Below are 13,287 nucleotides of genomic sequence, written 5' to 3' on the forward strand. Positions count from 1 at the left end.
GAGCGTGCCAGCTACGATCGTCAGTTGGTCCATTCGATCATCGACGAGGCGATCGTCTGCCACGTGAGTTTTATCTACGAGGATCAGCCGTGCATCATTCCGACGACGATCCTTCGCATCGATGAAGACATCTATCTCCACGGCAGCCCGACGAATCGAATGCTGTGCGTCCTCGCTCAAGGTGTACCGGCTGCCATCGCCGTCACCCACATCGATGCGGTTGTGGCGGGTCGGTCCGGGTTCGGTTGCAGCGTGGACTATCGATCCGCCATCATTTACTCCAGCGGGCAACTCGTGGAGGGACCGCACAAGGCGGAGATCGTCGACCGCGTGATTCAGTCCGTCGTGCCGGGTCATCGGGTGCGTGCGCCAAAGCAAAAGGAGCTCGACGCGACGATGGTGCTGCGCTTCCCAATAGTCGAAGTCTCTGCGAAAGTCCGCGACCTCGGCGTGCGCGACTACGAAGAGGACCTGGGGCTGGACTTGTGGGCCGGCACGATACCGTTGCGCGTCGTGGCCGGAGCACCGGTCAATGCGCCGGATCTGCGGCCGGGCATCAGGACTCCGGATTACGCGCTGAACTACCAACGCGGCCGGGGCTAGTCGCGGTTTCGGCTGACTGCGCACAAGGACCAGCATGTGCATTCGCGGCGTACGGAGGTCTGCTGCGCCGGCGTGCCCCGGCGCCCGGCCGCCGCCTCGACAAGGGTGCACAAGCCTCTTCCACTACTTCCCATCTCGTCACCTCATGGCCACTAGAAGCTACCGTCAGCCGGCAACGCCGCTTGACTATCGGAACCAAGCAGCGGTTCCGGACCATCAACGCTATTCGGACAATTGGCGCGCGATGAGCGAGGCAACGCGAAGGCGCCTGGTACATTGGTCCGACGTACCGTACGGGCGGGGAGAACTGCAAACGTGCGACATCTTTCCTGCTCGGAACAACAATGCGCCGGTCTTCGTCTTCATTCATGGCGGCTGGTGGCACTTCCTGGACAAGTCGGACTACAGCTACGTTGCGCAGCCGTTTGTCGAGCGCGGCGCGGCATGCGTCTGCATCAACTATCCGCTTGCCCCGAAGGCAACGATCGGTGAGATCGTCGCCAGCGTGCAAGCGGCACTGCTATGGATACATCACAACATCCGTGAATATGGAGGTGATCCCGGCAGAATCGCGGTGGGCGGGCATTCTGCGGGCGGCCACCTGTCGGCCATGTCTGCGTTCACGAACTGGGACAAGCTCGGCGGACCGGAGAACCTGGTCAAGGTCAATTGCGCCATCAGCGGTCTCTACGACCTTGTTCCCATCCTCGACACACCCCACAACGAGAAGATCCGGATGGACAGGGCGACTGCGGACGCGGCGAGCCCCGTCGATCTGGTCCGCCCTTCGGCTGCAAAGCACATCCTGTGCGTCGGAGCCGCGGAAACCGCTGGCTTCCTCTGGCAGCACGACACCTTTGTCGAACTTTGCAAAGAGCGAGGGTTGGTCGTCGAGGATCTGCGCCTTGCAGGTGAGCATCATTTCAGCGTTGTCGACCAAGTGGCCAACGCTGAAAGCGAGTTGTTCAAGTCGCTTTGGACCGCGATGACTGCGGGCTAGCGAAGCGCTGCGCGTTGCTGGTCAGGCGCTCGATATGCCGCCGTCCTGCAGTTCACGCAGTATGCGGCGATCTACAGTCAAGTTCGCTCAAGGCCGTCAATACTTTGAATAGTTCTGCGAAATTCGAAAAATTCGAACAAATGTTCGATCGCTAAAACTTGATGATAGCGAACAAGACATACCCTGCCATGCCCATGAGCACCCCCCTTGTTCACGTCTGCGAAACCTTCTTTCAGTCCTCTGGGTTAGCCGTGGGCGCGCGCGCGATCTGGCCCTTGGAGGCAGAAGCCCTCCTGCAGAAACTGCCAATCGAGGTCGCTTTGGATTCCGTACTGCTTCCTGAGGCGGCGGATGAGGTCGAGCGCATTCAGCACCAGCTTGCTCGTCGTGACGGACCCGTCGTTTGCGTCGAACGCATGCAGCCCGGGGATGCAGACGTACCGCTCGAGCGCCTCATGATCGAGCGTGCCTTGAGCATCAACACCGCGGCTGCCGGTGGGAACGCTTCACTTATGTCGATCGGTTGAATATGCACTATCAAATTGCGTTCGTGGGTGGCGGCAACATGGCCCAAGCGATGGTTTCGGGTCTGCTGCAGTTGGGGGTGCCTCCGCACGAAGTTCTCGTCATCGACCCCGATGTCCAACAGTTGAAGCGAGTGCAGGAAGCCCATGGCGTGCGAGTTGCTGACACGCCGGATGGCAATCTCGATGGCGTGGACTTGATCGTCTGGGCGGTAAAGCCACAGGTGCTTCGCTCGGCGGCGGAGAAGGCACTGCCTCCCGGCCTCGATGTCCTGCACCTGAGCGTCGCTGCGGGAGTGCGGCTCTCCGAGTTGGCAACATGGCTGCGGTCCGGGCGCGTCGTGCGCGCCATGCCGAATACGCCTGCCTTCGTCCGGGCGGGCGTGACGGCGCTGCAGGCAGCCTCGGGTGTGGACGAATCGGAGCGCCGCCTGCTCGAGCGCCTGTTGGGAGGGATCGGCCGAACATTCTGGGTGAACACCGACGCAGAAATGGACGGCGTCACTGCGGTCAGCGGCAGTGGGCCGGCGTACGTGTTTCACTTCCTCGAAAGCCTCCAATCGGCCGGTGAGGAGCTCGGCTTCTCGCCCCGGATGGCGCATGATCTGGCGCTCTGGGTTGTGGGCGGCGCAGTGCAGCAGGCAGGCGCCAGCCCTGAATCGTTCGCGGAGCTACGCCGCCGGGTCACCTCCAAGGGCGGAACGACGGAGGCGGCGCTGGAAGTTCTGCATGCACGCAATTGCAAGGGCGCATTGGCTGAGGCGGTGAAAGCAGCGGCGGATCGCGCACGCGAACTAGGCGATCAAGTGGCACAGGGGTGACGAGGCGATCTGTCGCGGACGGCGTCAGGGCCGGCGAACGCAGGCGAGATCACGCTCATGAAGGCGGTGGGGACCGCACTGGAAGACCGGTCCGCCGTGTCACTGGCTTTCGATGCGCTCCAGCCGGACGCGATGGGCGCTCCCGCAACGTCAAGCAACGGCGTCTGGACCAGACTGGTTGTTGCCAACCACCTCGTTGCCGGACGCAAGACGCGAAAGAACCGGTCGGGTGCTTCAAGAGGTGCATCGCCCGCAGATGCCGTCTCGCAAAGTGGCACCGTCCGAAAGCCATAAGTGGCTAGTAGGTCTGCGAATTGCCAGCCTAAGCTCAACCCGCGCCAGAGTGATTGGCACTCCGATCAAAAGATCGCGAGGTGGCGATCTCTTCGAAACCCACAACGTATGTCATTGCCTAACGCCTCTGTCTTGGAGGGTGTTCTCGTTCTCGATGCGGCCACCTACATTGCGGCGCCGTTGAGCGCGGCGATCCTCTCGGAGTTCGGCGCTCAAGTGATCAAGATCGAACACCCGCGCTCCGGGGATCCGCTGCGGCGCTTCGGAACGAAGGGGACTGATCCCGGGGCCTCCATGCAGTGGCTCAACGAGAACCGCAACAAGCGGTCGGTCACCATCGATCTCGGCAAGCCCGAAGGGCGAGACTTGTTCATTGCACTCGCAAAGCAAGCCGATGTCGTCGTGGAGAATTTCCGCCCCGGCACCTTTGAGAGATGGGGGTTGTCCTGGGAAACCCTTCACGCTGCCAACCCGCGTCTGGTGATGCTTCGGCTTTCCGCATTCGGCCAGGACGGGCCGCTCAGGGAGCAGGTTGGGCTTGCGCGCATCGCGCATGCATTCAGCGGAGTCATGTCCATCAGCGGTGAGCCGGATCGGCCCCCCGCGAATCCGGGGCCGACCTCCCTCGCTGACTACGTCGCGGGTGTCTACGGTGCGCTCGGCCTTCTCCTGGCCCTCTTGGAGCGAGAGCGGTCGGGGCAGGGACAGTTCGTCGATTTGGCACTCTATGAACCCATGTTGAGGACGATGGATGAGGCCTTTGCCGTCTTCGATCGGACCGGCTTCATTCGCCAACGCTTCGGATCGCAAGTTGCCACTGTCGCACCAACGGCCAACTATGAATGTGCTGACGGCCGTTTCGTCACGATAGGAATTCCCGATGAGAAGATGTTTGCGCGTCTTGCCTGCGCAATGAACTTGCCCCATTTGGCACAGCCCGGCTCCCAATTCTCGACCAACGCGATGCGCGTCGAGCATAGAACCGAGATCGAAAGTATCGTCCGCGCTTGGGTTGGATCGCATGACCGCGACACCGTGATCCGGTTGCTCCAGAACGCAGACGTTCCATGCGCGCCGATACTGGACGTGGGGGAGCTTGCGCGGCACCCGCACGTCGCGGCTCGCGAGAACTTCGTCACGCGCCCGGACGGTTCCGGCGGAACGATCACGATGCAGGCTCCCGTGCCTAAGCTTTCGCGCACACCCGGTCGGGTCTCAACCTCCGGCCCCGCGCTAGGGGAGGCGACAGACGAAATCCTGACTCGCCTGCTTGGATTGGGCGAGCTGGAACTCGCTGATCTGCGTGCGAAACAAGTCATATGAGTTCGCAGTTTCGGCAGCGCTCTACACTTGCACTTCACCGTTGCGACGGGGTGCTCGTGGTTTGTCTGAACCGTCCCAAGGCTCTCAACGCCATCAACCGAACGATGCGGGAAGAACTGCGCCAAACGCTCGGCGAAGCGCAGCGCGATGGCGGCATATCGGCTCTTGTGCTGACAGCCAGCGGCAGGGCGTTTTGTGCCGGGCACGACATCAAGGAACTACTGGCGCTTTCTCCATCTGCGGCGAGTGCGGTCATGCTGGAGATTGGTGACCTCTACCGTGACCTGCGCGCCTTCTCCAAACCCCTGGTCACTGCGCTCAACGGCCTGGCCCTCGGGGGCGGCGTGGCGCTGGCGCTCTTGTCGGACGCACGTCTCGCCATACCTGATTTCGAGTTCGGTTTTCCCGAGATTGACCACGGCCTGGTGACGGCACTCGGGCCGTGGTTGCTCGGGCTCTTCCTGCCGCCGGCACTTGCACATCAGATTGTGCTGAGCGGCGCGCGCCTGTCAGCCGAACAGTGCACCAAATATGGACTCGTCTCAGAAAGAGTCGAGCCGAACGATCTGCTCTCGAAGGCCATCTCCTGCGCGTCATCATTGGCAGAGAAACCGCAGAGCGCGTTCTCCATCATGAAGGCGCGATTTGCTGCGGTCACCGACGCCGGTTTTCACGAGGCATTGGCAGCTGGTGCCGGAATGCAAGAGGTCGCGCATGCGGCGCGATTGGAGGTCCGCTCACACTCGCAGAAGCACGAGCATGGTCCGGTCGAAGGAATCAGACCCCAACATTGCCAACGATCCAGCTCCTGATTGCACCTCTCGCTTCTGCCGCTTCCATCTCACTGTTCGGGCTGCCTGAAGAATCCTCGCACGAACGCTTGATCTTCGCGACGAACCCGGACGGACTCCGTGCACCGTCACACCCAGCGCGGTTCAGCGTTCGGCGGCTCACGCCTATCGAAATACCGGCAACGATGCAGATGTGATGGTCGAGGTCGGCTTGATTGGGGCGCGCGTCGTCAAACTTTTCGATCGCATGAGCAACGGGATTTCGCACTCGCGTGCAGCCGAACTCTGGGCCCGAAAGAAGCCTGGCATGGCGTAAGCGACGGCGCATTGGACCAAGAATCCTCTAAGTCCTTCAGCGTGCGCGAACTGGCCCCCCATATCCGAGCGAAGTGGTTTGCGCGGGGGGCGGGCTGCACAACTAGAGTGGCCAGGTCATTCCTGGGGAACCAACCATGTCTCTTCGCAATCTCGCACTGGGCGCCGTCTTGGCTGCCTTCCTGCTGCCGGTATCTGCACAGACCGACAACTTTCCACAGCGGCCCATCAGGCTTGTCGTGCCTTGGTCTCCTGGAGCTCACACCGACGCAGTTGCCCGCCTCATGGCCGATAGGCTGACTACCAGGCTCAAGCAGCCGGTCCTGGTCGATAACAAGCCGGGCGCCACCGGGATCATTGGCGCTACCCTGGTGGCTCGTTCGCAACCTGATGGGTACACGTTGCTGTTTGCGCTGCCGGAAACGAACGTGCTGAACCCATTGATCTACAAGAACATCGCGTACACCGCCAAGGACTTCGACGCAGTGGCGTTCATGGGCGTCGTGCCGTTTGCGCTCGTTGCCAACCCAAGCTCGAAAGCGAGCACGGTGTCCGACTTCGTTCGGCTGGCGAAGGAAAAGCCTGGAGCGGTCTCGGTTGCGACCTGGGGTATCGGGAGCACTGCGCATGTGGCTACTGCGTTGATTGAGCAGTCCGCGAACGTGCAACTGCTGCACGTTCCGTTTCCCGGATCCGCCCCCGCGCTGACGCAACTCCTCAGCGGGCAGGTCGACCTCATGTTCATGGGGACCCAAACCGCCGCAGACCTGGCCAAGGCAGGGAAGGTGAAGGTGCTCGGTGTGACGTCGGCCAAGCGGATGGACGCGTACCCGGAATTCCCGACGCTTGCCGAGCAGGGCCTGCCAATCGATGTTGCAGTCTGGTACGGCTTCATGGCTCCCGCAAACACGCCGGCGGCCATCAAGGACCACTTGGCCAAGGAGATTCTGGCAGTTCTGCAGGACCCTGCCGTGCTGAAAGAGCTGCGCGATCGCACGATGGTGATCACGCCGCAATCTGCCGCCCAGTTCTCACGGTTCCTGAGTGACGAAGAAGCGCGCTGGACCAGCCTCATCAAGGCCAAGAACATCCGAATCGACAACTGACGCGTTCCGGCCTGGTACCGGAACTGGCCGAGCTGGAGCGACAACTCGAATCGCTGCAGCGTGACATCCGGCATCTGCAACTCGAACGCCGATCTCCGAGAAGGTTGTGCAGCGGTTGATGAAGCAAGAGAGCCTGATCGTCGCCAAGCCCAAGCGGCGTCGGTACGGCTCATATCTGCGGGAGATCGGTCCAGCGCCCGAGAACCTCATCAATCGCGACTTCCACGCCGCAGCGCCAAACGAGAAGTGGCTCACCGACATCACTGAGTTCTAGATCCCGGCCGGCAGGTATACCTGTCGCCCGTCATCGACTGCTTCGATGGTCTGATCCTCAGCGGGTCCATCTGGACGCCGCCGGCGATGTCTTTCACGCATGCGCAAGCCTTACCAGCCGGAGATCCATGCGGTGGCACTTCGAAGCAAGGTTGGCGCTGCGCTGCAATCACCAAGGGCGACGTTCCGAGAGACTGGGGGCCTCAGCAACCCATCTTCACGGAGACACAACATGCCCGTCATTGTTTGCGAATGCAAGGTCGGAATTCAACCCGGCGTCAAGGCCAAGATCGCCACCGAAATCACGAGCGCGATCAGGGAAATCATCCTTTCGCCGCTCGACCTGATCAGCGTCGTATTCCATGAAGCCACGCCCGAGAACACCTACCGTTCTGGAGAGCCCACCTCCGAAACGCTGATCTTCTGCCACATACGTGACGGGCGCAGCGACGGCGCCGTGCTGTCGCTGGCCAAAAAGGTGAGCGCGATCTGGAGCGCATGCACCGGCGCATCCGAGGACGAGGTCGAGGTTCTCGTCGCACTGTATCCCGCCAAGTACGTCGTGCGCGGCGGTGAACGCCTGCCCGAAGCCCCTCGCGTCTGAGGGTGGTGCGGCTGTAGCGCCGCACCTGAACGTCGTGCCAAAAATCAAAGGAGACAAGTCAATGAAATCACCCCGCCCGATAGATGTTCACAAACTGGCCGACGAGGCGAAGTTCAACAGCTTTCACCGGTCCGTACTGCTCTGGTGTTCCGTCATCCTGGTCCTCGATGGCTACGACCTGGCGGTCGCCGGCACCGCGCTTCCGTCAATCATGAAGGCGATGAATGTCGACGCAGCGACTGCGGGCTTCATGGCCAGTTCGGCGCTGTTCGGCATGATATTCGGTGCGATCGGGCTCGGCGCCCTTGCCGACAGGATCGGCCGCCGCTGGGCGATCGCGATCTGTATGTTCATGTTCAGCGTGTTCACCGCCGCCGCCGGGTTCACCAGCGACCCGATCACCTTCAGCGTGATGCGCTTCCTCGCCGGGCTCGGCATCGGCGGCGCGATCCCGACTGCGGCCGCGCAGATGACCGAGTATTCACCGAAGAAGGTGCGCGGCCTGATGGTCACACTGATGTGCTGCGGCTACGCGCTCGGCAGCATGCTCGCCGCGCTGCTCGGCAAGCAATTCATCGAGACCTACGGCTGGCAATCGGTGTTCATCGCCGCAGGGGCCCCAGTGGTGCTGGTCCCGTTCATCCTGAAGTACATGCCTGAGTCGCTGCCGTTCCTGATCAAGCAGCACGACGACGCGCGTCTGCGCGAAGTGGTCCGGAAGATCCGGCCGGACATTCGGTTCGAGCCGCACGAGGAGTTCCTCGTTCCTGCCGGGGACAAGGCCGAAGGTTCGAGCGTAGCCAGGCTATTCCTGGACGGCCGCGGCTTCAGTTCGGTGATGTTGTGGATCGCCTTTATGACCTGCCTGTTCATGCTCTATGCGCTCTCTTCGTGGCTGGTCAAGCTGATGGGCATGGCCGGCTATAGCCTGGGTTCGGCACTGAACTTCCTGCTCGCCTACAACACAGGTGCAGTCGTCGGCGCCGTCGGTGGCGGTTGGCTCGCCGACAAGCTGAACATCAAATGGGTGACGGCGGCGTTCTTCGCGGTTGCCGCGGTCTCGCTGACTTTCCTCGGCTACGGCGCGCAGCCGCTGTTCCTGATCGTTGCCATCGTGGGCGCATCGACGCTGGGCACCCAGATTCTCCTTTACGCGTATGCCGGGCAGTTCTACCCGACGTCGATCCGTTCGACGGGCCTTGGTTTCGCCTCGGGAGTCGGGCGCATCGGCGCCATCGCAGCGCCCATCGCGATCGGCCTTTTGGTCTCCATGGAGTTGCCGCTGGCGCACAACTTTCTTGCCATTGCACTGGCCGCCGCGATCGGAGGTGTCGCGGTTGCACTGATCAATCACAAATCGTCGGACACGCTCCGACCTACAACCAACCAAGGAAGATTCCATGTCTCGCAAACTTGAAGGCAAGATCGCAATCGTTACTGGTGGATCCACGGGAATCGGGCTCGCTACCGCCAAGCGGTTCGCTAGTGAAGGAGCCCACGTCGTTATCACCGGTCGCCGACAAGCCGAACTCGACGCTGCGGTCTCCGCGATCGGTGACGCTGTCGGCATCCGGGTCGACTCATCGAACATGGCCGAACTCGACACGCTGTTCGATCGGGTGAGGCGGGATAAGGGTCGGATCGACGTATTGTTCGTCAATGCCGGCGGCGGCTCGCGGCTGCCGCTCGGGACCATTACAGAGGAGCAGTATGACGACACGTTTGGCCGTAACGTCAAAGGCGTGCTGTTTACTGTACAGAAGGCGCTGCCGTTGCTGGCGGACGGCGCATCAGTCATCCTGACTGGCTCCACCGCCGCCAGCGGTGGCACCGAAGCATTCAGTGTCTACGCCGCCTCAAAGGCCGCCGTACGCTCATTCGCCCGCAATTGGATTCTCGATCTAAAAGGCCGCGGCATCCGGGTCAACACGCTCAGCCCTGGGCCGACCAAGACACCAGGCTTCTTTGACCTGGCCGGGCCCGACGCCGCACGGCAACAGGGAATGCTCGATGCTATGGCCACGCGGATCCCGATGGGCCGCGTCGGCGAACCGGACGAAATTGCGAAAGCGGCAGTCTTTCTCGCCTCCGACGATTCGAGCTTTGTCAACGGCATTGAGTTGTTCGTGGACGGCGGCAAAGCCCAGATCTGAGTACGCAGCAAGCGAGAGAAGCAGATCATGTCATGAGCAAAGTCATCATCACCTGCGCTGTCACGGGTGCAATTCATACGCCCTCGATGTCACCCTATCTGCCGGTCACACCGGAAGAGATCATCGAAGCCTCTGTCGGCGCCGCCGAGGCGGGCGCGGCAATCATTCACCTTCACGCACGCGATCCGATCACGGGCAAGCCGGATCAGAGCCCCGAGGCATTCGGCCGATTCCTGCCGCAGATCAAGGCACGCACCGATGCGGTGATGAACATCACCAGCGGCGGCTCGCCTTACATGACGATCGAAGAGCGCATTCAGCCGTCAATACGCTTTGCGCCCGAGGTGGCCTCGCTCAACATGGGCTCCATGAACTTCGCGCTGTTCCCGATGTTGGCGCGGTTCAGGGAATTCGAACATGCCTGGGAGCGCGAAGCGCTCGAAGCCAGTCGAGACCTGATTTTCCGCAACACCTTCAAGGATATTGAATACGCCCTGGCCGAATGTTCTGCCAACGACACGCGCTTCGAATTCGAGTGCTACGACGTGAGCCACCTGTACAACCTGGCGCACTTCGTCGAGCGCGGTCTGGTGAAGGCGCCGTTCTTTGTTCAGACGGTGTTCGGCATCCTGGGCGGTATCGGCACGCACCCGGAAGACGTGTTGCACATGAAGCGGACGGCCGACCGGCTGTTCGGCAATGACTATCGCTGGTCGGTTTTGGGAGCTGGCAAGGATCAGCTTCGCCTCGCAGCAATGTCTGCCAGTATGGGTGGCAATGTGCGCGTTGGATTGGAGGACAGCCTGTGGCTGGGACGCGGCACGCTGGCCGAGAGCAACGCAGCGCAGGTGCGGCAGGTGCGACAGATTATCGAAGGGCTCGGTCTCGAAGTCGCCAGCCCGAAAGAGGCAAGGGAGATCCTGAAATTGAAGGGCATTGGGCAAGTCAACTTCTGAGGCGACGCATCAGTGTGTTGCAGCCCTGCGGAATTCGGACGGCGTCATGCCAGTTGCCTGCTTGAATGCGGTGCTGAAGTGTTGAGCGTGACTGAAGCCGCAGTCCAGCGCGATTTCAGTTGCGGTGCGACGGGGATCCAGAAGGAACTCCTTAGCCCGCTCGAGACGCAGACTGTAAACAAAGCGTAGGGGTGTCTGCCCGGAACTCTCGCGAAAAACCCGGATGAAATGCCGGGGACTGACACCGGCAACTCGCGCCAAGTCCTCGATCGTGAAGGGCCTGGACAAGTCGGCCTCGATGTAGTCGACTATGCGCCGGAAGCTGCTGGGGGCAAGTCCACCGCTCGGACGGACGGTGGCTGCCTGACTGCCGTCAATTCGCGCCAGAAGAGCGAGCGCCTGCATTGCCCAGCCCTCCGCGAACAACCCGTAAAGGCTGTCTGCATTGCGCGCCTCACGGCAAAGCGTTGAAAGGCTACGTTGCAAATCTTCGCTGCCGAAGCCAATCAGGGGCCGATTGAAATGACAGCCGGCGTCGGATGCGACGGCCGGGTCGAGGAAGGCTACCGTGTAGTCGAACGAGGGGGCAACCTCGAACTCGCCTACGACGGAGGTCGAGGCCGGGAGCAGCGTCAGGTTTGTTCCCCTTCTGATCTCCGAGTCGATGCGGCGCCCGTCAAGTTCCAGATGCAGCTCTTTGAGGCCGCTGCGAAACCAGAACAGCGCAAGCCGCGGTTGACGGAAACGCCAGGAGATGGGCCCGGTGGCTCGGCGCGCGAGGACTTCAACATGTGTGGTGCGCGAGTCAGCAATGGTGCCGGAGACGAGTTCACCTCCAACCTCTCGGTACTCGGTTTGTGAGTCCAGATGACCATGCATTGCTTACCTCCGGCATTGTGGCGTGGATGGCTTTGCACTACACGATCAATGTCATGACGCAAAGATCGGTGCTAATTGGCGATCGCCGTCTCGTGGTCGGTCCGGAACTCGCCCAATACTGAGCGCGTCGGACGCGGTGCACCGAGATGCAGGTAACGTAGTTCATCCATCAAGGCACTCCAAAGCGAAGGGCCGCCCTTTTCCAGCAACTCCGAGCGCAAAGACGCCTCCGGATGCGTATGCCGAAGGCCCCAGGCAGCCATGCATGCGAGCAGAGGTACAAGCTGTATGGCCGCTTCCGTGAGGCTGTAGATGCCTTTCTGCTGATGATTCGGATCCGAAGATCGTGTCATCAGGCCAGACGCGGTCAAGTGCTTCAGCCGGCTTGCGAGGATGTTCGAGGCGATGCCTTCCTTGTTTTGCTCAAGCAGAGCGCCATAGCTGCGCCTGTTCTCGAACATGACATCGCGGATAACGATCAGGCTCCAGCGGTCGCCGATCTGCTCAAGCGTCAGGTTGATCGGGCAGCCCGATCGTCTTGTTTGCGACAAAGCTCTCTCCAAAATTTCTACTTGCATTATGCAAGTTGTAGGCGTACCATTCAACCACTTGCACAATGCAAGTGCCGTAGAGATCTTGGCAGATCGTTAGGAAACACTATGAAATTCTTCACCATCACTTCGCGTGCCGTGCTCGCGGTGTCGCTGGCATTCGCTGGCACCTTCGTTGCGGTAGCGCCGGCCCAAGCTGCAGCGCCGCTGCAGCACAAGCAGGTACCGGGCTTCTATCGCGCGATGATTGGCGACTATGAAGTCACCGCGCTCCATGACGGCGGCGCCGGCATTGACTCCAGCCTCCTGCATGGCGATCCGGCGCTCATCCAGTCCCTCCTGGCGCGCTCCTTCCAAAACGATCCCAAGAATGTCTCGGCCACCGTCCAAGGCTACCTCGTCAATACCGGCTCCAAGCTCGTTCTCATCGATACGGGTGCTGGCGGCCACTGGGGCGGCCCGACGCTGGGCAAGCTCGTGCAGAACTTGAAGGCCTCCGGCTACAAGCCGGAGCAGGTTGACCTGGTGCTGGTGACCCATCTTCACGCCGACCATGTTGGCGGGATCTACAAAAACGGGAAACGCGTCTTCCCGAACGCGACCGTGATGATGAAGAAGGCCGACGCCGACTTCTGGCTGTCGAAGGAAATCACGGCCAAGGCCCCGGAAGACGCAAAAATCTTCTTCAAGGTGGCACAGGATGCCGCCGCGCCTTACATCGCTGCCGGCAAGTGGAAGCCGTACGAAGGCATGGACGAAATCGTCCCCGGCATCGCGCCGCATGCCATTCCCGGCCATACGCCCGGTCACACCGGCTACATGATTTCCTCAAAGGGTCAGTCGCTGCTGGTCTGGGGTGACACCGCTCACGTCCTCGCCGTCCAGATGCCGCACCCGGAAATCGGCATCGCCTTCGACTCGGACGGCCCGATGGCCATCAAGACTCGTGAAGACCTTCTGGTGAAGCTTGCTGCGGACAAGACGATGATCGCCGCCGCCCACATGCCGTTCCCTGGCCTGGGCCGCGTTCGCAAGGCCGACACCGGCGCTGGATACGACTGGGTCCCGGCGACCTTCCTCAACCTGAAGTGAGA

General features: G+C 61.4%; 14 protein-coding genes and 1 pseudogene. 13 read left to right on the forward strand and 2 right to left on the reverse strand.

All coding sequences use genetic code 11. The features are described 5' to 3' along the window. Positions 1–24: 24 nt before the first annotated feature. The 12 genes and pseudogenes from ACAM54_RS31095 to ACAM54_RS31150 all read left to right on the forward strand — a co-directional run bounded on the left by ACAM54_RS31095 (position 25) and on the right by ACAM54_RS31150 (position 10,763). Positions 25–603 carry a pyridoxamine 5'-phosphate oxidase family protein gene (locus ACAM54_RS31095; RefSeq protein WP_186454292.1) on the forward strand — a complete coding sequence of 193 codons (579 nt, stop codon included), beginning with the start codon at positions 25–27 and terminating at the stop codon, positions 601–603. Between the two features lie 145 nt (positions 604–748). Continuing rightward, on the forward strand, positions 749–1,603 hold the full coding sequence (locus ACAM54_RS31100; protein WP_369651165.1) for an alpha/beta hydrolase: 855 nt from the start codon (positions 749–751) through the stop codon (positions 1,601–1,603). A gap of 194 nt (positions 1,604–1,797) precedes the next feature. Next, on the forward strand, positions 1,798–2,130 hold the full coding sequence (locus tag ACAM54_RS31105) for a hypothetical protein (RefSeq protein WP_369651164.1): 333 nt from the start codon (positions 1,798–1,800) through the stop codon (positions 2,128–2,130). A 2-nt stretch (positions 2,131–2,132) separates the two neighbouring features. Continuing rightward, positions 2,133–2,948 carry a pyrroline-5-carboxylate reductase gene (gene proC, locus ACAM54_RS31110; protein WP_369651163.1) on the forward strand — a complete coding sequence of 272 codons (816 nt, stop codon included), beginning with the start codon at positions 2,133–2,135 and terminating at the stop codon, positions 2,946–2,948. 402 nt (positions 2,949–3,350) lie between these two features. Then, positions 3,351–4,565, forward strand: coding sequence for a CaiB/BaiF CoA transferase family protein (locus ACAM54_RS31115; RefSeq protein ID WP_369651162.1), 1,215 nt, complete (start codon positions 3,351–3,353; stop codon positions 4,563–4,565). Beyond that, positions 4,562–5,377, forward strand: a complete 816-nt coding sequence (locus tag ACAM54_RS31120) for an enoyl-CoA hydratase/isomerase family protein (protein ID WP_369651161.1) — start codon at positions 4,562–4,564, stop codon at positions 5,375–5,377. Before ACAM54_RS31115 ends, ACAM54_RS31120 begins: the two co-directional genes overlap by 4 nt. A 431-nt stretch (positions 5,378–5,808) precedes the next feature. Next, complete coding sequence (locus ACAM54_RS31125) at positions 5,809–6,777, forward strand: Bug family tripartite tricarboxylate transporter substrate binding protein (RefSeq protein ID WP_369651160.1); 969 nt, start codon at positions 5,809–5,811, stop codon at positions 6,775–6,777. Positions 6,778–6,868: 91 nt separating this feature from the next. Then, positions 6,869–7,122 (forward strand): annotated as a pseudogene (locus tag ACAM54_RS31130) (IS3 family transposase); the annotation flags it as partial. 160 nt (positions 7,123–7,282) lie between these two features. After that, a complete protein-coding gene (locus ACAM54_RS31135; RefSeq protein ID WP_093103315.1) occupies positions 7,283–7,654 on the forward strand; it encodes a tautomerase family protein in 372 nt (123 codons plus the stop codon). Positions 7,655–7,715: 61 nt separating this feature from the next. Next, positions 7,716–9,071, forward strand: coding sequence for an MFS transporter (locus ACAM54_RS31140; RefSeq protein ID WP_369651159.1), 1,356 nt, complete (start codon positions 7,716–7,718; stop codon positions 9,069–9,071). After that, positions 9,055–9,807, forward strand: a complete 753-nt coding sequence (locus ACAM54_RS31145) for an SDR family oxidoreductase (protein ID WP_145747205.1) — start codon at positions 9,055–9,057, stop codon at positions 9,805–9,807. Before ACAM54_RS31140 ends, ACAM54_RS31145 begins: the two co-directional genes overlap by 17 nt. A gap of 32 nt (positions 9,808–9,839) precedes the next feature. Next, positions 9,840–10,763: a 3-keto-5-aminohexanoate cleavage protein gene (locus ACAM54_RS31150; protein ID WP_369651158.1), complete on the forward strand. Its 924-nt coding sequence runs from the start codon at positions 9,840–9,842 to the stop codon at positions 10,761–10,763. A 9-nt stretch (positions 10,764–10,772) separates the two neighbouring features. Here the strand turns inward: ACAM54_RS31150 and ACAM54_RS31155 are convergent, their stop codons facing one another. Next, complete coding sequence (locus ACAM54_RS31155) at positions 10,773–11,642, reverse strand: helix-turn-helix domain-containing protein (protein ID WP_369651157.1); 870 nt, start codon at positions 11,640–11,642, stop codon at positions 10,773–10,775. 71 nt (positions 11,643–11,713) lie between these two features. Then, a complete protein-coding gene (locus tag ACAM54_RS31160; protein WP_369651156.1) occupies positions 11,714–12,220 on the reverse strand; it encodes a winged helix-turn-helix transcriptional regulator in 507 nt (168 codons plus the stop codon). An 81-nt stretch (positions 12,221–12,301) separates the two neighbouring features. On the opposite strand from ACAM54_RS31160, the gene ACAM54_RS31165 reads away from it, so the two are divergent. Continuing rightward, positions 12,302–13,285 (forward strand): MBL fold metallo-hydrolase, encoded by a 984-nt coding sequence (locus tag ACAM54_RS31165; RefSeq protein ID WP_209536930.1) that lies wholly within the window; start codon positions 12,302–12,304, stop codon positions 13,283–13,285. Positions 13,286–13,287: the final 2 nt, after the last annotated feature.

The organism is Variovorax sp. V93, assembly GCF_041154485.1.
In the GTDB taxonomy this organism is placed as follows: Bacteria; Pseudomonadota; Gammaproteobacteria; order Burkholderiales; family Burkholderiaceae_C; genus Variovorax; species Variovorax beijingensis_A.